The 19,023-nt window shown below is 72.7% G+C and carries 16 protein-coding genes; 9 read left to right on the top strand and 7 right to left on the bottom strand.

Annotation, left to right across the window (positions count from 1 at the left end; translation table 11 throughout):
• Window positions 1-12: 12 nt before the first annotated feature.
• Both V5O49_RS06455 and V5O49_RS06450 read right to left on the bottom strand, forming a co-directional pair.
• The gene (locus V5O49_RS06455; RefSeq protein WP_332901516.1) at window positions 13-564 is read right to left on the bottom strand and encodes a GNAT family N-acetyltransferase; all 552 of its coding nucleotides are present in this window, start codon (window positions 562-564) and stop codon (window positions 13-15) included.
• Between the two features lie 5 nt (window positions 565-569).
• Window positions 570-1,145: a 1-acyl-sn-glycerol-3-phosphate acyltransferase gene (locus V5O49_RS06450; protein WP_332901515.1), complete on the bottom strand. Its 576-nt coding sequence runs from the start codon at window positions 1,143-1,145 to the stop codon at window positions 570-572.
• Between the two features lie 68 nt (window positions 1,146-1,213).
• Here V5O49_RS06450 and V5O49_RS06445 point away from each other — a divergent pair, with 68 nt between their 5' ends.
• The gene (locus V5O49_RS06445; RefSeq protein ID WP_332901514.1) at window positions 1,214-1,885 is read left to right on the top strand and encodes an O-methyltransferase; all 672 of its coding nucleotides are present in this window, start codon (window positions 1,214-1,216) and stop codon (window positions 1,883-1,885) included.
• Between the two features lie 9 nt (window positions 1,886-1,894).
• On the opposite strand, the gene V5O49_RS06440 is transcribed toward V5O49_RS06445, so the two are convergent.
• Window positions 1,895-2,995, bottom strand: coding sequence for an AI-2E family transporter (locus tag V5O49_RS06440; RefSeq protein ID WP_332901513.1), 1,101 nt, complete (start codon window positions 2,993-2,995; stop codon window positions 1,895-1,897).
• Between the two features lie 53 nt (window positions 2,996-3,048).
• Window positions 3,049-4,119 carry a fatty acid desaturase family protein gene (locus tag V5O49_RS06435; protein WP_332901512.1) on the bottom strand — a complete coding sequence of 357 codons (1,071 nt, stop codon included), beginning with the start codon at window positions 4,117-4,119 and terminating at the stop codon, window positions 3,049-3,051.
• A gap of 266 nt (window positions 4,120-4,385) precedes the next feature.
• Here V5O49_RS06435 and V5O49_RS06425 point away from each other — a divergent pair, with 266 nt between their 5' ends.
• The 7 genes from V5O49_RS06425 (at window position 4,386) to V5O49_RS06395 (ending at window position 11,353) form a co-directional block, all read left to right on the top strand.
• Window positions 4,386-5,315, top strand: coding sequence for a cold shock domain-containing protein (locus tag V5O49_RS06425; RefSeq protein WP_479686916.1), 930 nt, complete (start codon window positions 4,386-4,388; stop codon window positions 5,313-5,315).
• A gap of 73 nt (window positions 5,316-5,388) precedes the next feature.
• The gene (locus V5O49_RS06420) at window positions 5,389-6,531 is read left to right on the top strand and encodes an MFS transporter (protein ID WP_332901511.1); all 1,143 of its coding nucleotides are present in this window, start codon (window positions 5,389-5,391) and stop codon (window positions 6,529-6,531) included.
• 178 nt (window positions 6,532-6,709) lie between these two features.
• Window positions 6,710-8,599 carry a molecular chaperone DnaK gene (gene dnaK / locus V5O49_RS06415; RefSeq protein WP_332901510.1) on the top strand — a complete coding sequence of 630 codons (1,890 nt, stop codon included), beginning with the start codon at window positions 6,710-6,712 and terminating at the stop codon, window positions 8,597-8,599.
• The gene (gene grpE / locus V5O49_RS06410) at window positions 8,596-9,255 is read left to right on the top strand and encodes a nucleotide exchange factor GrpE (RefSeq protein WP_332901509.1); all 660 of its coding nucleotides are present in this window, start codon (window positions 8,596-8,598) and stop codon (window positions 9,253-9,255) included. The genes dnaK and grpE overlap by 4 nt, the downstream gene beginning before the upstream one ends.
• 119 nt (window positions 9,256-9,374) lie before the next feature.
• Window positions 9,375-10,379, top strand: a complete 1,005-nt coding sequence (locus V5O49_RS06405; protein ID WP_332901508.1) for a DnaJ C-terminal domain-containing protein — start codon at window positions 9,375-9,377, stop codon at window positions 10,377-10,379.
• A gap of 34 nt (window positions 10,380-10,413) precedes the next feature.
• Entirely contained in the window at window positions 10,414-10,881 is a 468-nt protein-coding gene (locus V5O49_RS06400; RefSeq protein WP_332901507.1) for a heat shock protein transcriptional repressor HspR, read from the top strand.
• A gap of 163 nt (window positions 10,882-11,044) precedes the next feature.
• The gene (locus V5O49_RS06395) at window positions 11,045-11,353 is read left to right on the top strand and encodes a DUF1540 domain-containing protein (RefSeq protein ID WP_332901506.1); all 309 of its coding nucleotides are present in this window, start codon (window positions 11,045-11,047) and stop codon (window positions 11,351-11,353) included.
• 99 nt (window positions 11,354-11,452) lie between these two features.
• Here V5O49_RS06395 and V5O49_RS06390 read toward each other — a convergent pair whose 3' ends face one another.
• The gene (locus tag V5O49_RS06390) at window positions 11,453-12,214 is read right to left on the bottom strand and encodes a hypothetical protein (protein ID WP_332901505.1); all 762 of its coding nucleotides are present in this window, start codon (window positions 12,212-12,214) and stop codon (window positions 11,453-11,455) included.
• A gap of 183 nt (window positions 12,215-12,397) precedes the next feature.
• On the opposite strand from V5O49_RS06390, the gene V5O49_RS06385 reads away from it, so the two are divergent.
• Window positions 12,398-16,483 (top strand): sigma-70 family RNA polymerase sigma factor, encoded by a 4,086-nt coding sequence (locus tag V5O49_RS06385; protein ID WP_332901504.1) that lies wholly within the window; start codon window positions 12,398-12,400, stop codon window positions 16,481-16,483.
• A 36-nt stretch (window positions 16,484-16,519) separates the two neighbouring features.
• On the opposite strand, the gene upp is transcribed toward V5O49_RS06385, so the two are convergent.
• Together upp and V5O49_RS06375 are read right to left on the bottom strand one after the other, a co-directional pair.
• Complete coding sequence (upp, locus tag V5O49_RS06380; protein WP_332901503.1) at window positions 16,520-17,155, bottom strand: uracil phosphoribosyltransferase; 636 nt, start codon at window positions 17,153-17,155, stop codon at window positions 16,520-16,522.
• Window positions 17,156-17,248: 93 nt separating this feature from the next.
• A complete protein-coding gene (locus tag V5O49_RS06375) occupies window positions 17,249-18,964 on the bottom strand; it encodes a hypothetical protein (protein ID WP_332901502.1) in 1,716 nt (571 codons plus the stop codon).
• Window positions 18,965-19,023 lie beyond the last annotated feature (59 nt).

The raw sequence follows: 19,023 nt of genomic DNA, 5'->3' as shown, positions 1-19,023 counted from the left end.
GGGACTTACGCGTCAGTCGTGCAGGATCCGCTGGAACAACAGATGGTCCTGCCAGGTGCCCGCGATCTGCAGGTAGCGCGGGGCGTAGCCGATGCGTTCGAACCCGGTGCGGGCGAGCACGCCCTGGGAGGCGCGGTTGTGCGCCAGGGTCGCGGCCTGCAGCCGGTGCAGACCGACGACGTCCCGGGCGTGGGCGGCCACGGCGTCGACCGCCGCCGTCATGACGCCGCGGCCCGTCAGGTCGCTCGCGAGCCAGTAGCCGAGGTGGGCGTTGCAGAACGGACCGAGGACGACGTCGCTCAGCGTGACCCGGCCGACGATCGCACCGTCGCGGTCCAGCACGCACGGGACGCTGCGCCCGGCGTGGTGCTCGAGCAGCTCGACGGGGATCCGTTCGGTGTGGAAGGCAGCGGTGAAGAAGGTTTCCGGCCGGGCCGGGTCCCACGGCTCCAGGTACCGGCGGTGCGCGGCGTACGCCGCGGCCAGCGCGGGGCCGTCCTCGGGGTGCAGGAGCCGCAGCGTGACGTCCGCCGGCAGGGTGACCGGGGTGACGCCGTCGGGCACGGGTCTCAGCCCTCCTCGGAACGCAGCCGGGGTTCCGTGCGCAGCTCGGGGTTGACGCCGGCCTTGTCGGCGTAGAACGCGCGGATGCGGTCCATGTCGGCCCCGACGTCGCCGGTGAGCTCGAGGGTCGGTCCGAGCCCGGTGGTCATCGTGGTGCGGTCGACGTAACCGAGGGTGACCGGCAGGTCCGCCTCCCGGGAGATCCGGTAGAAGCCGGACTTCCAGCCGTCGCCGGAGCGCGTGCCCTCAGGGGTGATGACCAGGTGGAAGGTCTCGCCGGCGGCCACGCGGGCGAGGATGTCGGCCACGACGCGCGACGGGTCGCGGCGGTCCACCGGGATGCCGCCCAGCGCCCGCATCACCGGGCCCTTCCAGCCGGTGAACAGGGTGTGCTTGCCCAGCCAGCGCACGTCGATCCCCAGCCGCCAGGCGATGGCGAGCATCAGCACGAAGTCCCAGTTCGAGGTGTGCGGAGCACCGATGAGGATGCCGGCGCGGTCGGGAGCCGGGGTGGTCCGCAGCCGCCAGCGGCTGACCAGCCAGTACAGGCGCGCGATGCCGCGACGGAGCGAGGTGAGCATCTGCTGATCGTACGTGCGGCGGCGCCACGACGGACCGTCCTCGTCCGTCCGGTGTCATGATCGAGAGCATGACGAGCGCGGAGCAGGCTTGGTCCGGGGTCGACGCCTACCTGGTCGACGAGGTCGTGGGCGAGGACGACGCCCTCGCCGCGGCGCGTGCGCGCGGACGGGAGCGGGGCCTGCCGCCGATCGACGTCGCGCCGAACCAGGGGGCGTTCCTCGCGCTGGTCGCGCAGCTCGCCGGCGCGCGGCGCGTGCTCGAGTTCGGCACGCTCGCCGGCTACTCCACGATCTGGCTCGCCCGCGCCGTCGGCGCGTCGGGACACGTGACCACGGTCGAGCGCGATCCCCGGCACGCCGAGGTGGCGCGGGGGAACCTCGACGCCGCGGGTGTGGGGGAGCGGGTGCGCATCGAGGTCGGCGCGGCGCTCGACGTCGTGGCCGGGCTCGCCGACGCCGGGACCGAGCCGTACGACCTGGTGTTCATCGACGCCGACAAGGCCAACATGCCCGCCTACCTGGAGCTGGCGCTGCGCCTGACGCGGTCCGGCAGCGTGATCGTCGGAGACAACGTGGTCCGTCGCGGCGCGGTCGTCGACCCTTCGGACCAGAGCCCGGACGTCGCCGGGGTGCGGGCGTTCCTGCACGACCTGGGGACGGACCCGCGCCTGGAGGCGACCGTGCTGCAGACGGTCGGGTCGAAGGGCTGGGACGGATTCGCGATCGCCCGCGTGCGCTGAGCCCGGCGGTCAGCCGGGCGCGGGCTCGCTGCTCGGGGCCGACGTCGGCGGGCCGGCGTCGGTGCCCAGGGAGCGGAACCGCTCGACGATCTTGATGACGATCGCGACGACCGGTGTGGACAGCGCCGCGCCGAGCAGGCCGAACAGGGCGCCGCCGGCGATCGTCGAGCCGAGGATGACGATCGGGTGCAGCCGCAGCGCCCCCTGCGTCATGAACGTCTGGATGATCGTCTGCACCGCGTTCTGGGCGATCAGGATGACCGCCAGCATGACCACCGCGTCGAACAGCCCGCCGGAGCCCAGGGCGATGAGGACCGCGAACGCCCCCGAGACGATCGCTCCCAGGAACGGCACGTAGGACGTGATGAACGTGATCACGGCGATGGTGAACGCGAGCGGCAGGCCGAGCAGCCAGGCGGCGAGCCCCACGATGATCGAGACGACGATGCTGGAGGCCGTCAGCGCGAGGAAGTACCGGCGCATCGCCCAGGTGCCGTCGTCGATGATGCCCGCCCCCACCTGCGGGTCCACGCCGATGTTGCGGGACGTCCAGCGCATCAGCAGGTCCCAGTCGGCGAGGATGAAGTAGAGCAGGAACACCCCGACGAAGGTGCCCATGACCAGCGCGGCCGTGCCCGAGAACACCGTCCCGAGCTGGGCGGTGAAGCCCGACAGCAGCGCGGTGCCCCACTCGGGGAGCCCGTCGGTGGTGTCGGTGAGGCTCGGCAGCGTCAGACCCAGCTCCTGGGCCCACGCCTGGAGGGCCTCGAACCCGTCGGTGAGCTGGGCGCCGATCTCGCTGGCCTGCTGGACGATGCCGCGGACCGCGAGGCCGATCGTCCCGACGGCGACGGCGAGCAGTCCGGCCAGCACGACCAGCGCGGCCAACCAGCGTGGCACCCAACGGGCGAGGACCGCGCACAGCGGGGCGAAGAGCGCGCCGACCACGAGCGCCACGAGCAACGGGACGAACAGTCCCGAGACCGCACCCGTCAGCAGGTAGACCGCGACCGCGGCGAGGGCGATGCCGACGAGCGCCCACGCCTTGCGCCCCCAGCGCAGCAGCGTCGAGCCGCGTCCGGTCGTGACGTGGTCCGCAGGGTGGCTCATGCGCCGAACCTATCCGAGCAGGTGGCGGCCTGCGTCCGCAGCGGAGCGGCGCGTCAGAGCTTGCGCAGCTGGTGGAACATCGGGCAGTCGAACGGGTCGCGTGCCTGCAGGCCGACCCGGTTCAGGTAGCGCACGACGATGCCGTACGAGGCGATCAGGCTGGTCTCGGTGTAGGGGATCCCCAGGTGGGCGCAGTGCTCGCGCACGATCTCCCGAGCGCGGGCCAGGTGCGGGCGCGGCATCGAGGGGAACAGGTGGTGCTCGATCTGGAAGTTCAGGCCGCCCATGAGGATGTTCATCCACCACCCACCGCGGATGTTGCGCGAGGTCAGCACCTGCTTGGACAGGAAGTCCAGCTTGCTGTCCGCGGGGATGAGCCTCATGCCCTTGTGGTTCGGGGCGAAGGAGGCCCCCATGTACACGCCGAAGACGGCCATCTGGACGCCGAGGAAGGCGAAGGCCAGCCCGACCGGCAGGAAGACGAACAGCACCGCGAGGTACAGGCTCAGGCGCAGGCCGATGACGACGAGCTCGTTGATCCGGGCGCGCAGCGTGTCCGGCTTGCCGGTGAAGAGCGAACGGATCGACGTGACGTGCAGGTTCAGGCCCTCCAGGGTCAGGAGGGGGAAGAACAGCCAGCCCTGGTAGCGGTGGATCAGCGACAGGAAGCCCTTCTGCTCCCGGGCCTGGTCCTCGGTGAACGCGATGGTGTCCATCGCGATGTCCGGGTCCTTGCCGACCTTGTTCGGGTTGGCGTGGTGGCGCGTGTGCTTGGTCATCCACCACGAGTAGCTGATGCCGGCCACGCCGTTGGCGAGGATCCGCCCGACGCGGTCGTTCACCGGGCCGGAGGCGAACACCTGCTTGTGCGCCGCTTCGTGCGCCACGAACGAGAACTGGGTCAGGACGAGACCCAGGGCGCCGGCCATGAGGAGCTGGAGCCAGGAGTCGCCCAGCAGGACGAAGCCCGTGACGATCCCGCCGAGCGCCGCGGTGAGCACGCCGAGCGTCCACAGGTAGTAGCGGGGGGTCTTGCGCAGCAGCCCGGCGTCCCGGACGGTGCGGGACAGGGCGGCGTAGGTGCTGGTGACAGGGTTGTCGGCGCGCAGCGCGGCGGAAGTCATGGACGTCCTCGTCGTCGGGGGTGTCGACTTCTCAGCCGCGGTCGTGGGGTGATGCTCGTGTAACAGATGGCCCCACCGTACGGGGTCGGGGCACCGGAGGAGCATGCGTCTCGTGAACGTCGTGTGCACGTGTCCCCGTTCCTCGACCTGGACGTGACGCTCCGGCCGCGGGCGGCGGGAGTGCGATCGACCACTCCGTGCTGTCCCGGCTACCTCCCCGGGGGACACTGGGAGACAGCAACATCCGCCGAGACGAGGAGTACCAGGTGCCCCAGGGGACTGTCCGATGGTTCGACGCCGACCGAGGGTTCGGTTTCATCGACCGCGGGAACGACGCCGAGGACCTGTTCGTGCACGCGTCCGAGATCGTCGGCGACGACGGTCCGAAGCAGCTTCGTGAGGGGCAGGCCGTCGAGTTCGAGGTGAAGGACAGCGACCGGGGTCCGCAGGCCCGCCGCGTCCGGGTCACGGGCGACCAGCCTGCCGACGCGGCTCTGGGCGTGCTCGGCAGCGTCAACTGGTACGAGCCCACCAAGGGCTACGGGTTCGTCACGCCCGACGACGGTCGCGGCGAGATCTTCGTGCACAGCTCGGCCATCGTCACCGGCGGCGTGATCGCGGAAGGGCAGCGCGTGGCGTTCCTCGTCGTCGACGGCGAGAAGGGGCCGCAGGCGGACCACCTGCTCCCGCTCGCCGCGGAGTCCGCACGGTCGGCCGCGGACGGTGCGGACGGCACGGTGTCCTTCTTCGACGAGTCCAAGGGCTTCGGGTTCATCGTCCCCGACGCGGGCGGCGAGGACCTCTTCGTCCACGCCAAGGCGCTCGGCCCGGGCATGACCTCGCTGGCCGAGGGCGCGCGGGTGACCTACGACGTCGTCGACGGCGACCGGGGGCCGAACGCCCGCGACGTGCGGCTCGTGCGTGGCTCCACGCGAGTGCCGGCCGGTCGGGACCGTGGCCGGTCGGGCCGCGCTCCGGCGTCCGGCGGACCGGTGCGGGGCGGCGAGGGCACCGTCGCGCGCTACGACGCGGACCGCGGCTTCGGCTTCATCACGCCCGACGCCGGGGGCGACGACCTCTTCGTGCACGTGTCGGTCGTGCGGGGCGACGACTACCTGGAGGAGGGCGACCGGGTCCGGTACACGGTGCGTCAGAGCGACCGGGGGCCGCAGGCCGACAAGGTCGAGCTGCTCTGAACCCGGGGTAGCCGGCTGTCGCACGTGCCCGGTGGCGGCCGGCGAGGCACCGGCACCGGGCCAGGAGGCGTCGATGGCTGTCGGACCGTGGCACGTCGGACTGGCCGGGATGTCGATCATCGGGGTCTCCTTCGGCTTCGCCCGCTACGGCTACGGGTTGTTCGTCCCGGTGTTCGAGGACGAGTTCGGTCTGTCGACCGAGACGCTCGGCGTCATCTCGGGTGGCAGCTACGCGAGCTACCTGCTGGCACTGGTCGCGGGCGGGGTTCTCGCCTCGCGCCTCGGCCCGCGGCTGCCCGTGGTGCTGGCCGGAGCATGCGCGGCCGTGGGGATGACGCTCGTGGCTCTGGCCCCGCACGCCGCCGTGATGGCGGCCGGTGCCCTGGTCGCGAGCACCAGCCCCGGATGGGCGTGGGCGCCGCTGTCGGACGCCGTGTCCCAGCTGGTGCGCCCGCGACACCAGGACCGGGTCCTGTCGGTCGTGAGCACCGGGACCGCCGTCGGGCTGGCCGTGGCCGGACCGGTCGCGCTGGTCGCCGGGGCGTCCTGGCGTCTGGCCTGGCTCGTCTTCGCGGTCCTCGCCGTCGGAAGCCTGGTCTGGAACGCGCGGCTGCTGCCGGCCCGGCCCTATCGCCGGCAGACGGCACCACCTCGTGGTCCGGGCTGGCGGTGGTTCGTCCACCGCGGCTCGTGGCCGCTCCTCGCCGTGGCGTTCCTCTTCGGGGTGTCGAGCGCGTTCTACTGGACGTACGCCGCCGATCTGGCACTGGACCGTGGCCTGCCGGAGTCCGCGCGGGCGGTGCTGTGGACCTGCGTCGGTGTGGTCGGGGCGGTCGGTCTCGTCACGGGTGACCTGGTGAGGCGGTTCGGCCTGCGGCGGATCCTGCTGGTCGCCCTCGCTCTGCTGGCCGCTGCCGTCGGGCTGCTCGGGGTGCTCCCGGGAACCTGGCCCGGGGTCGTGGCCTCCGGTGCGCTGTACGGGCCGGGCTTCATGATGATGTCGGCGTTGCTCGCGGTGTGGAGCGCGCACGTCTTTCCCGAGCGCCCCTCCGCCGGCTTCAGCGCGGCGCTCTTCGCGCTGGCGGTCGGTTCGATCGTCGGTCCGGCGGCGCTGGGACTCCTCGCGGGGTCGACGGACCTGGCCGTGCAGTTCCTGGTGGCCGCCGGCGTCGCGGTGGTCGGTATGGCCTGCGCCGTCCCGGCGGCCACGCGATAGCCGGTGTGTGACCCGCTTCACCACTGGCGAACACGTCTTCCACCTGCGGGAATATCGACGACCTCGACAAGGTTGAGCCAGTCAGACTCAACTTCGTGCCTCTCGACTGGACACGCGCCGGGCGGCGACTTACGTTGAGTGCAGACGACTCAACCCCCGCACGAACGAAGGAGCCAACATGTCCCGTGCTGTCGGTATCGACCTCGGCACCACCAACTCGGTGGTCGCCGTCCTGGAGGGTGGCGAGCCCACCGTCATCGCCAACGCCGAGGGCGCCCGCACGACCCCGTCGGTCGTCGCGTTCTCCAAGACCGGCGAGGTCCTCGTCGGCGAGGTCGCCAAGCGCCAGGCCGTCACGAACGTCGACCGGACCATCTCCTCGGTCAAGCGCCACATGGGCACCGACTGGTCCACCGAGATCGACGACAAGAAGTACACCGCGCAGGAGATCAGCGCCCGCATCCTGGGCAAGCTGAAGCGCGACGCCGAGGAGTACCTGGGCGAGCCCGTCACCGACGCGGTCGTCACGGTCCCGGCGTACTTCAACGACGCCGAGCGCCAGGCCACCAAGGACGCCGGCCAGATCGCGGGCCTGAACGTCCAGCGCATCGTCAACGAGCCCACCGCGGCCGCCCTGGCCTACGGCCTCGACAAGTCCAAGCAGGACGAGCTCATCCTCGTCTTCGACCTCGGTGGCGGCACCTTCGACGTCTCCCTGCTCGAGGTCGGCAAGGACGACGACGACTTCTCGACCATCCAGGTCCGCGCCACCTCCGGCGACAACCGCCTCGGCGGCGACGACTGGGACCAGCGGATCGTCGAGCACCTCATCAAGCAGGTGAAGAACACCGAGGGCGTCGACCTGTCCAAGGACAAGATCGCCCTGCAGCGTCTGCGCGAGGCGGCCGAGCAGGCCAAGAAGGAGCTCTCCTCCGCGACGAGCACCAACATCTCGATGCAGTACCTGTCGATGAGCGAGAACGGCCCGGTCCACCTGGACGAGAAGCTGACCCGCGCGCAGTTCCAGCAGCTGACGCAGGATCTGGTCGACCGCACCAAGGAGCCGTTCCACGCGGTCATCCGCGACGCCGGCATCTCGGTCTCCGAGATCGACCACGTCGTGCTCGTCGGCGGCTCGACCCGCATGCCGGCCGTGGCCGACGTCGTGCGCGAGCTCACCGGTGGCAAGGACCCGAACAAGGGCGTCAACCCGGACGAGGTCGTCGCCGTCGGCGCCGCGCTGCAGGCCGGTGTCATCGGCGGTGAGCGCAAGGACGTGCTGCTCATCGACGTCACCCCGCTCTCCCTCGGCATCGAGACCAAGGGCGGCGTGATGACCAAGCTCATCGAGCGCAACACGGCCATCCCGACCAAGCGCAGCGAGATCTTCTCCACGGCCGAGGACAACCAGCCCTCGGTGGCGATCCAGGTCTTCCAGGGCGAGCGCGAGTTCACCCGGGACAACAAGCCGCTGGGCACCTTCGAGCTCACCGGCATCGCCCCGGCCCCGCGCGGCGTCCCGCAGATCGAGGTCACCTTCGACATCGACGCCAACGGCATCGTGCACGTGTCCGCCAAGGACCGCGGCACCGGTACCGAGCAGTCGATGAAGATCACCGGTGGCTCCGCGCTGCCGCAGGAGGACATCGACCGCATGGTCAAGGACGCCGAGGAGCACGCCGAGGAGGACAAGAAGCGTCGCGAGGAGGCCGAGACCCGCAACCAGGCGGAGTCCTTCGCCTACTCGATGGAGAAGCAGATCGCGGACAACCGCGACAAGCTCCCCGCCGACGTCGTCTCCGAGGTCGAGGGTGACATCGCCGCGGTGAAGACCGCCCTGGAGGGCGAGGACGCCGAGGCCATCAAGTCCGCCTACGAGAAGCTCGGGGCCTCCTCGCAGAAGATCGGCGAGGCGCTGTACTCGGCCGAGCAGGCCGCGGGTGCGGACGCGGGCGCCGAGGGCGCCACGGCCGGCGACGCGCCGACGTCGGAGCCCGAGAGCTCCGACGAGGACGTCGTCGACGCCGAGATCGTGGACGACGAGGACGACAAGAAGGACTCCAAGTGACGTCCGACGAGACGCAGGGCACCCCCGAGCCGGAGGAGAACGCCGGCTCGGGGGGCACCCCCTTCCACTTCAGCGACAAGCGCAAGGTCGACCCCACCACGGGCCAGAAGCGCGAGACCCCCGACGGCGGGACCTCCGAGCCCGACGACGCCGCGGCGTCGTCCGGCGAAGGAGACCCGCTGGATGCGCTCGACTTCGAGCCCGCCGGCGAGGCCGCCGAGGACTCCGAGCTGCTGCAGGCCAAGGCCCAGGCGGCGGAGAACCTCGACGCGCTCCAGCGCGAGCGGGCGAGCTTCACGAACTACCGCAACCGGGCGCTGCGCGACCAGGAGGCCGCGCGCACCCAGGGCACCCAGGACGTCCTGGCGGCCCTGCTGCCGGTGCTCGACGACATCGAGCGTGCCAAGGCGCACGCCGAGCTGTCGGGCCCGATGGCGGCGATCGCGGAGAAGCTCGACGGGACGCTCGGCAAGTTCGGTATCGAGCGGTTCGGTGCCGTGGGCGAGGAGTTCGACCCGACCGTGCACGAGGCACTCATGCACAACACGGACGCCGACGCGAAGTCCACCACGGTCAACCTGGTGGTCGAGCCCGGCTACCGCATCGGTGACAAGGTGGTCCGCGCCGCCCGCGTGGGCGTCGTCGGCCCCGAGTGACCGCCCGCCCCTGAGCAGCCGCTCGCGAGATCGACGTCCCCGGACCGAGATCGACCCGCCGTGGGTCGATCCGGGGACGGGTACGTCGATCTCGCGGGCACCGCAGAGAAAGGAACGTCGTGACCGGCCAGGACTGGATCGAGAAGGACTTCTACGCCGCGCTCGGCGTTCCCAAGGACGCCGACGAGGCGGCCCTGAAGAAGGCGTACCGCAAGCTGGCGCGCCAGTACCACCCGGACCAGAACCCGGGTGACGCCGCCGCCGAGGCGAAGTTCAAGGAGATCGGCGAGGCCTACGCCGTGCTCTCCGACCCCGAGCAGCGTCAGCAGTACGACGCGCTGCGCTCCATGGCCGGCGGCGGCGCCCGGTTCGCCGGCGCCCCCGGAGGCGGCGCCGGTCAGGCCGGGTTCGAGGACGTCTTCAGCTCGATGTTCGGCGGCGGCGCCGGTCGGGCCGGCGGTCCCGGCGGGCCGCGGGTGCAGTACCAGCAGACCGGCGGGTTCGAGGACATCCTCGGCTCGATGTTCGGCGGCGGCATGGGCGGACGCGCGGCCGGTTTCGGCGGCCCGCAGCGCCAGAAGGGCGCCGACGTCGAGACCCGCGCGACGCTGCCCTTCCGCGCCGCGGTCGAGGGCACGACGGTCGAGCTGACCGTCGACGGCCGGAAGATGACCGCGCGCATCCCGGCGGGGGTCCACGACGGGCAGAAGATCCGTCTGCGCGGCAAGGGCCGTCCGGGCATGAACGGCGGGCCCGACGGCGACCTGCTGATCGCCGTGCACGTCGAGACCCATCCCGTGTACACGATGGACGGCGTCAACCTGCGCATGACCCTGCCGGTCACGTTCGCCGAGGCGGCGCTGGGCACGACCGTCGAGGTCCCGACGCTCTCGGGCGAGACGGTGCGGCTCAAGGTCGCGGCCGGGACGCCGTCGGGCCGGGTGCTGCGGGTCAAGGGCCGGGGCGTCGCGACCAAGAAGCGCACGGGCGACCTGCTCGCCACGATCCAGGTCGTGGTGCCGCAGAAGCTCAGCCGCTCGGCGAAGAAGGCGCTGGAGGACTTCGCCGCGGAGGTCGACACGGGCGACGTGCGCGCCGAGCTCGCCGCCAAGGCCGCGCAGTAGCCACCGGTAGCCTCAGGGCGCGAAGGAGGTCGAGATGGTCACCGACGACGCACCCGTGCTCACGGTCTCGCAGGCCGCGCAGCTCTCCGGCATGCACCCCCAGACCCTGCGGCAGTACGACCGGCTCGGACTGGTGGTCCCTCGGCGTGCCCGCGGGAGGGGTCGGCGCTACTCGCGGCGCGACGTCGCGCGGCTGCTCGAGGTGCAGCGCCTCGCCCAGGAGGAGGGCATCAACCTCGCCGGGATCAAGCGGATCCTCGACCTGGAGCACCAGGTCCTCCAGCTCGAGCGGCGGCTCTCCGAGCTCGCGGGGCTGATCGCCGCCCGCGAGGAGGCGGAGGGGCGCGTCTTCGCCGCCGGGTCCGGCGGCGACGTCGTGGCCGTCCCGCTGGGTCGCCGGGTGCGGCGCTCCGAGCTGCGGCTCGACGTCGACACCCGCCGTGAGCGCGGCGGCGCTCTCGTGCTGTGGCGGCCCTCCGGCGGGCGAGGTCGGTCCTCCTGACGTCCCGACGAATGACGAAACACCGGCCTTTCGAAATTCATCAATAGTGCGGTAAGGCTCTCCTCACCTTTCTGAAGTGAGCATTCCCTTCCTAGGCAAGAAAGGGAAAATGCTTCTATCATCGAAATGGTTCGGCGAAGATCCAGCGACATGAGGAGCGGCCATGACCACGCTGATGGAGATGCCCGAGGTCACCGAGTGTTCGGTGGACGGCTGCAGCTACAACCACGACCACGACTGCCACGCGGGCGCCGTCACCATCGCCGGGGTCCCCGGCGACGCCGCCTGCGCGACGTTCATCCCGCTGGGCACCAAGGGTGGCCTCGACAAGGTCGTCGCCCACGTCGGCGCGTGCCAGCGCCTCGACTGCGTGCACAACAAGGACCTCGAGTGCTCGGCCTCGTCGATCCGCGTCGGCGCCGGTCCGCAGGACGACCGCCACGCCGACTGCCTGACGTTCAGCCAGGGCTGACGGCGGCCCGCACCACGAGAGCCCGGACGGCACCAGCCGTCCGGGCTCTCGTCGTCGGGCAGGAGGTCGTCCGTGCGGTGGAGCCTGCCGCGGTCGTCGTCAGCGCCGCAGGTGCTCGAGCAGGTTCAGCGCCGCCGCGTGGTCCTGCGGCAGCCGCTCCATCCACACCCGGACCGGTCGACGCATCGTCTCGGCGACCCCGAGGATCTGGGCGTTGCGCTCGATGATGCGGCGCACGCTCTGGGACAGGCGGGGGATGTCGGGCGTGCGTTCGCACAGCACGGCGAAGACGCCGTCGCTCAACGAGGCCATGGGGTGCCCGTCGCCGAAGACCTGGTCCAGCGTCCGGCCGACCGAGGCGGCCCGCGCCATGCGCTGCCACGGGTCGAGAGCCTCGACCGCGACGTCGACGACGACGAGGCAGTGCGAGTCGGACACCGCGACGGTGTCCCGCGTCGCCCGGCCGTAGGTCTCGCGGAGCCGTTCACCGAGGTAGTCGGCGGTCGGCAGGCCGGTCGCCGGGTCGCGCACCCCGCTCAGGGTGGGGCGGCCGTCGCGGCCCTGCACCCAGCCCAGCGCCGCGCCGCGGACCACGTCGACGTCCACGGGGGCGCCCACCGTGCGGTACAGGCAGGCGACGTCCTCGAGGGTCTCGTCGAGGCCGATGCCGGCGGCGCTGCGTGCCCCGCCGAGGCGGTGCGCGGGAGCCTCGGGCGACCTGCCGTCGATGATCGCCTCGACCACGGCGTCCACGGCGGGGTGGTACCAGTCGCCCGGGCGCAGCCAGACCTCGGTCAGGCTCATGGTGCGCCAGCGTTCGCGCGTGTCGACGGCAAAGGTGTCGCCGGTGGGCAGGCTCATGCTGATGTGACTCCCATGGGCTCCCACTATGACGCAGAAACCCGACCTGCGGGTGGGTGAAACGTGCTACTCCATGATTCACCCGGTGGGGGCTCGGCGACGTGCGGGTCGTGCGGCTAGAGTGTGTCTGTCCCGTGTCGATGCGGGTGCAGTGGCCGACAACAGGGCGAGAAGCGGACGATCGTGACCGACGTCTACGTGGGATCAGGAGGAACAGCCCCCAGCGACGGGGAGCTGATCCTCGAGGTGCGCGGAGGCAGCCTCGACGCGTACGGCGCCCTCTACGAGCGGCACAGCGGTGCCGCCCGGGTCCTGGCCCGGCAGTACGTCCGGTGCGACGGCGACGCGGACGACGTCGTCTCCGACGCCTTCCAGCGCGTCCTCGGCATGCTCCAGCAGGGCAACGGCCCCGACACGCACTTCCGCGCCTACCTCTTCACCGTCGTGCGACGCCTGGCCGCCGACCTCGCGCACGGTGCACGCCGGACCCGCCCGACGGCCGACGACGGCACCTTCGAGCACGCCCTCGGGCCGTCGGCGTCGCCGGAGGACCCGGCCCTGGCCGGGTTCGAGAACTCGGTGGTCGCCCGCGCCTACGAGTCGCTGCCCGAACGGTGGCAGGCCGTGCTCTGGTACACCGAGGTCGAAGGGCTCTCCCCGGCCGAGGTCGCGCCCATCCTCGGGCTGACGCCGAACGGGGTCTCGGCGCTGGCCTACCGGGCTCGCGAGGGTCTGCGGGTCGGCTACCTGCAGCAGCACCTGAGCAGCGAGCCCGCCGACTCGTGCCGCGTCGTCAACCCGCTGCTCGGCGGGTATGTGCGCGGCAGCCTGGCCCGCCGCGAGGTCACCAAGGTCGACCGCCACCTCGAGGTGTGCGCCGAGTGCCGCACGCTGGTGCTCGAGCTCGGTGACGTCGCCCACGGCATGCGGGCCGTCGTGGCCCCGCTCGTGGTGGGCCTGGCCGGCACGGCGATCCTCGGGGCGCTCCCGCTGGGTGCGGCGACGTTCGGTGCTGGTGCTGGTGCTGGTGCTGGTGCCGGCGCGGGTGCCGGTGCCGGGGTGGCCGGGGCGGGGGCCTCCGGAGCGGCCGGCACGGGTGCCGCCGCGGGTGCCGGGACCGGTGCCGCGGGTGCCGGTGCGGGTGCTGCGGGCGCCGGCACGGGGACGGCGGTCGGGACCTCGGCCGCCACCGGCGCTGCGGGCGCAGGGGCCACCGGTGCCGGTGCCGGGGCCGGTGCGGGAGCTGCCGGTGCCGGTGCCGCGGGGGCGAGCGCGGGGGCAGGAGCCGCCGGGGCCGGTGCGGGAGCTGCCGGTGCCGGCGCCGCGGGGGCGGCGGGCACGACCGCGGCCGGGGCCACCACGGTGACGCTCACCTCGGCCGGGACGGCGACGGCCGCCACGGGCACCGCGGCGACGGCTGCCGGAGCCACGGCTGCCGGAGCCACCGCCGCCGGCGTCTCCGGGGCGACGGTCGCCGCGTCCACGGGGGCCGTCGCCGCCGCTACGGTCGGCGTCGTCTCCGTCCTGGGAGCGATCGGCGACGCGGACGTCTCGCAGGAGATCCCGGACGGCCCGCTCCTGGCCGTCGAGTCGACGCCCTGGCCCACCACCGACGGTGACGGGGCCGCGGCGTCGCCCGCCCCGAGCCCGGAGCCCAGCGAGGACCCCACCGACCCGGCGAACCTGCTCGTGGACCCGTCGGCGCAGGACGAGCTCGGTGTGGTGGACCCGGCGGTCGTCAGCGTGCTCGTGCCGCAGGCCGCCGAGGAGCTCCGGCCGCGGGCGACCGAGTACCTCACCTTCCAGGTGACCAACCCGGGTGGGCGTCCTGCCGTCGATGCCCACGTCCGGCTCACCCTGCCGGCCGGCATGCAGCACGCCCGGGCCACGACCGTCCGCGGTGCCGCGCCGGTGCCGCGCCCCCTGACGCTCGAGACGCTGCCCTGCACCGCGACCGCGCAGCCGCAGGAGGTGCTCTGCCGGCTCGGCACCATCGACGCCGACGAGCTCGCCACGGTGCGGGTGCCCGTGTTCGTGCGGGACGGCGGCTCCTACGACGTCGTGGCCGAGGTCTGGGCGGAGGGTCTGGAGGCGCGCCGGCTGGCGCTGCCGCCCACCCGCGTCGACATGTTCGGCCCGGAGCTGACGACGCGGGCCGCCGACGTCGAGGTGGCGGCCAACCCTGGGCTGGCGGCTGTGCCGTTCTCGGTCCGCAACACCGGGGACCAGGTGACCGCCGAGGACTGGGCCGTCCGCGTCCGCGTCCCGGCCGGTCTCGTCCCGCACTCGGTGTCCGGGGCACTGGGGTGCGAGGTGGCCGACGTCGGCGCGTGGCTCTGCACCGGCGGTGCGCTGCAGCCCGGCGAGGTCGTCGAGGCGACCGCGACGGTGGTCGCCGACGGCCGCACCGCGGCGGGCACCTACGCCGTCGCGGTCGAGCCGACGGCGACGGACGGCCCGACCATCTCCTCGGCGTCCTCGGTCGAGGTGCCGAGGGGCTGGGCCGGGGTCCTCGCCGGGGTCGGCGGGATCCGGGCCGAGTGCCGTGCCACGGGTGGCGTCGGCGAGGCCGACGCGGTGGTGATCGGCAGCTACACGAACACGACGGGGCGGACGGTCACCGCGGTGCTGCGTGCCGCCGGGTCCACGGCGACGGAGAACCCGGAGCTGGCACCGGGGGAGCGGGCCACGCTCACGGTCCCCGACGGTCTGCGCGTGCCGGCGGGCAGCGGCACGTGGACGGTCTCGACGACCGTGGCCGGGGAGACCTACAGCCGCACGGTGGGCTCCGGGACGCACGGTGCGGCCGAGTGCTACGACCCGCGCTGGGACGTGGAGACCTCCGCCCGGGTGGTCAACGACGGCGGCCGTGTGACGGTCCAGGGCACGATCGTGAACCATGGCGAGGAGCCGATGCAGGCCGGGATGTCGGCGCTCGGGTCCGAGGCCGACCGCATCCGGCTCGACGCCGGCGAGCGCAGCACGTTCTCCGTCGCCACCGGCAGCACCAGCACGGACGCGGGCGAAGTGTCCTTCGACCTGTACCGGTGGGTCCTCGACGCCGACGGGGACCAGCCCGCTGCGGGCGTCGTGCCGGCCACCACGCCGACCGCGACGTTCCCGGCGGCGACGATCTCCCCGGCGGCGGGCAAGGTCGTGCCCGCCGGTGCCTGCCGCTACGACCCGGTCGCCGAGACGTCCACGCGCACCTTCACCGTGCCGCTCGACAACCGGGACTCGACGCTGCCGGTGGTGTTCACGATCGATCTCGGCGACCACGTCGAGGAGGTCCGGCTCGCCGGCGGAGAGTCCGCCCGGGTGGACGTGGACGTGCCGTGGGGCACGGGCGAGGCGGAGGTCCTGGCCGACGGCCGGCCGCTGGCCACGGTCGACCTGGAGTTCGCGGGCTGCTCGACCGCCCCGGACTGGCCGGACGCCGAGGTCGAGGCGGCGCCGCAGTGCGAGGGTGGTGACGCGCGGCTCGTGGTCGACGTGGTCGCCGACGGCGGGCGCACGTGGCGTGCGACGCTGCTGCGCGACGGCGACGCGGTCACGACCCGGAAGCTGCCGGCCGACGGCGCGGTCCGGTTCGTCGACGCCGCCGGCGGGGCGCGGCTCGATGCCGGAGCGGTCACCGTGCGCCTGACCCGGACCATCGAGGGCACCGCGTACACCGTGCAGCGGACGGTCGAGCACGAGGGCACCTCGTGCACCGTCGTCGCCCCCGGGGCGTCGCTCGACGAGAGCGCCGTCCAGATGGACCGCTACGGCGACTACGCGAAGTCCTGGCGGAAGGTCGGCGTCGTCCTCGACAACACCGCGTCGACCGTGGACGTCGTCTTCCACGTCCACGGTCCCCGAGGGCTGGACACCGACGTGACGGTGGCGGCCGGGACGACCCGCACCGTCGAGCCGCGACGGATCGACGGCCGCCAGGGCGGACGGTGGACCGTGTCCGCCGGGAGCTGGTCGACCGCTCTCGAGGCCGACACGTTCACCGCCGCCGAGGCCGGCTGGTGCAGCCCGCGCATCGCCTGGGGCGAGCGCTACGAGACCGGTGACGTGCGCTCCTGGAACGGCTTCGACTACCGCTACGAGGGCTGGGACGACGAGGGGCTGCCCGCGGCGGACCGGAGCCGGGCAGCGGAGAAGAAGGGGCACGGCCAGGGCAGCGCCGACGAGTCGTGGTACGACGCCGCCGAGTGGGAGGGCGTCTGGATGGGCCAGTGGCGCCAGTGGGAGCGAGTCGGGCTCTGCGAGTACCGCTGAGCCGGTCCGCCCGGCCGCCCCGGGTCGGGAGCCGGCTCAGACCACGCCGTAGAGACGGTCGCCCGCGTCGCCGAGTCCCGGCACGATGAACTTGTGCTCGTTGAGCCGCTCGTCGACGGCGGCCACCACGACCTGGACGTCGGCGCGCTCGCCGATCGCCTCCCGGACGACCTGCAACCCCTCGGGAGCGGCCAGCAGGCACACCGCGGTCACGTCGCGTGCGCCGCGCTCCAGGGCGTAGTCGATCGCCGCCACCAGCGTGCCGCCGGTCGCGAGCATCGGGTCCAGGAGGAAGACCTGCCGGTCGGTGAGGTCGTCCGGCAGCCGGTTGGCGTACGTGACGGCCTCGAACGTCGACTCGTCGCGCTGGAGCCCGAGGAACCCGACCTCGGCCGTGGGCAGCAGCCGCGTCAGGCCGTCGAGCATGCCGAGTCCGGCGCGCAGGATCGGGATGACGATCGGGCTCGGGTGGCTCATCCGGACCCCGGTGGTCGTGGTGACCGGGGTGGTGATCTCCTTCGGCTCGGTCCGCACGTGCCGGGTCGCCTCGTAGGCGAGCAGTGTCACGAGCTCGTCGACCAGCAGCCGGAAGATCGGGGACGGCGTCGACTCGTCGCGCAGCACGGACAGCTTGTGGGCGACGAGCGGGTGGTCGGCGATGTGCAGGCGCATGGTCACACGGTACCGGGCGCGCCGGTCCCGGCGCGGCACGTGCGACGGGCCCGGCCGGTCGTGCCGGCCGGGCCCGTCGGGCGGTCGTGCGGGTCAGCCCCGGTGCAGGCGGCGGCGCGCGACGAACAGGCTCACGCCCGCCGCCACGAGCAGCGCGGCGACGCCGGCGGCCACGCCCACCGTGGCGCCGGTGCGCGGCAGCTCGGCCTCGGGAGTGCTCTCGGCGACGGTCTCCGCGGGGACGGTCTCCGCGGGGACGTCGGCGCCGTCGTCCGACGGCGGGTTCGCGCAGGTGTCCGACGCCGCCGGGTACTCGACGACGGTCGAGTGGTCCGGGTTGACCTCGAACAGCACCCGGACGCCGTCGCGGGTCCAGGCGTAGTTGCCCTCGGTCTCGACGTAGGTGCCGTCCTCCTCGAGCTCCCAGCCCGGCCACTGCAGCGGCTCGGTGGTCGACGCTCCGGGCCACACCACGCGTCCGGCGAGCGGCTGGTCGGTGAGCACGACGTCGTCACCGTCGCCCGGGTGGAGGAACGACACGGTCAGCGGCGTCTCGCCGTCGGTCTCGACGCCCTCGGGCAGGTTCATCTCGTAGGCGAGGAACGGGACCTCCCCCTCGCAGACGGCGGCGACGTCGCCCGGCACGAGCTCGCACGACGCGTCGGTGAAGGTCGTCCCGGCCACGGGGTAGCGGGCCGTCGTGTCGTCGACCGCGGTGTACCCGTCCGGCAGGTCGCCGAAGACGGCGCCCTCGGCGGCCGTGGCCACGACACCCTCGTACGTGGAGGAGTAGGTGACCTGCTCGCTGTCCTGCGGGACGACGAGCTCGTCGTTCTCGGTGCCGCAGACGTCGACGACGGTGGGCGGCTCGGGCACGACGAGGACCGGTTCGACGTCGCACTCGGCCCCGGTGAACGCGAAGGTCCACGAGGTCTGCGCGCCGTCGGCGAGCACCACGCCCTCCGCCGGGGTCGCCGTGACGACGGCCTCGGAACGGTCGTCGCTCCAGGTGGTGGAGTAGTCCGCGAGCTCGGAGGAGGGGAGCTCCACGCGGGCCTCGGCGTCGCACTCCTCGACGGGGGTGGGCGCGGGCAGCGTCACCGGTTCCGGCGCGTCGCACGCGGGGACCTCGACGAGGTCGGTCAGGTCGTCGTGGCGCCAGTCCACGAGGTGGCCGTCGAAGCCGCCCTCCGGCCAGACGATCTCGAGGGGGATCTCGAACCCGTCCGTGACGTCGGCGACGTCCTGCTGGACGCCCCAGCCCGTGCCGCAGACCTCCTGCGGGAGCTCCTCGACGGGAAAGTCGTCGGCGTCCCAGAAGCTGTGCCCGCCCCGCTGGACGATCAGCTCCTGCGGACCGGAGTTGTGCCACGCGGCCGGCTGGTCCGGATGCACCTTCTCGTACAGGTACAGGCCGGTGACGAGCTCGTCGGCGGGTGCGACGTCGGTGGTGCAGGGCTCCGTCAGCCCGGACCACTCCCGGTCCCACTGGTCGTCGTCGTGGGCGTCCACGGCGACGTGCCAGGTGTGCGCGACGCTGTCGTCGAACGTGAACGTCGCGGCGTAGCTCGAGGTGAACGCCGAGTCGTCGCGGGTCTCGTCGTCGACGGTGACCGTGACCTGCGCGCCGGAGTATGAGCGCAGGTCGACCGCGAGCGAGTCGCAGGTGGCGTCGATGTCGGGGGTGTGGGCGGAGGCGGGAGTCGCGGTGGCGACGAGGAACCCTCCGAGCGCGAGCGTCGAGGTCGCGACGCTCGCGAGCAGCTTCTTCACGATGGTGATCGATCCCTTCGGCAGGACGGCGCGCACGCACGGTGCGCGGGAAGGAAGAGGGGGACGAGGGACATCACACCATCAGTACGGAGGAA

This window comes from Isoptericola haloaureus, assembly GCF_036689775.1.
Taxonomy (GTDB): Bacteria; Actinomycetota; Actinomycetes; order Actinomycetales; family Cellulomonadaceae; genus Isoptericola; species Isoptericola haloaureus.
The sequence above is the reverse complement of the archived record's forward strand: the minus strand, read 5'-3'. Positions and strand labels throughout refer to the sequence as shown.

Bases quoted from the DNA above. Each gene is read 5' to 3' on its own strand.
- V5O49_RS06450 (WP_332901515.1), bottom strand. From the start codon at position 1,145: ATGCTCACCTCGCTCCGTCGCGGCATCGCGCGCCTGTACTGGCTGGTC.
- V5O49_RS06445 (WP_332901514.1), top strand. From the start codon at position 1,214: ATGACGAGCGCGGAGCAGGCTTGGTCCGGGGTCGACGCCTACCTGGTC.
- V5O49_RS06440 (WP_332901513.1), bottom strand. From the start codon at position 2,995: ATGAGCCACCCTGCGGACCACGTCACGACCGGACGCGGCTCGACGCTG.
- V5O49_RS06435 (WP_332901512.1), bottom strand. From the start codon at position 4,119: ATGACTTCCGCCGCGCTGCGCGCCGACAACCCTGTCACCAGCACCTAC.
- V5O49_RS06420 (WP_332901511.1), top strand. From the start codon at position 5,389: ATGGCTGTCGGACCGTGGCACGTCGGACTGGCCGGGATGTCGATCATC.
- dnaK (WP_332901510.1), top strand. From the start codon at position 6,710: ATGTCCCGTGCTGTCGGTATCGACCTCGGCACCACCAACTCGGTGGTC.
- V5O49_RS06400 (WP_332901507.1), top strand. From the start codon at position 10,414: ATGGTCACCGACGACGCACCCGTGCTCACGGTCTCGCAGGCCGCGCAG.
- V5O49_RS06395 (WP_332901506.1), top strand. From the start codon at position 11,045: ATGACCACGCTGATGGAGATGCCCGAGGTCACCGAGTGTTCGGTGGAC.
- V5O49_RS06390 (WP_332901505.1), bottom strand. From the start codon at position 12,214: ATGAGCCTGCCCACCGGCGACACCTTTGCCGTCGACACGCGCGAACGC.
- upp (WP_332901503.1), bottom strand. From the start codon at position 17,155: ATGCGCCTGCACATCGCCGACCACCCGCTCGTCGCCCACAAGCTGTCC.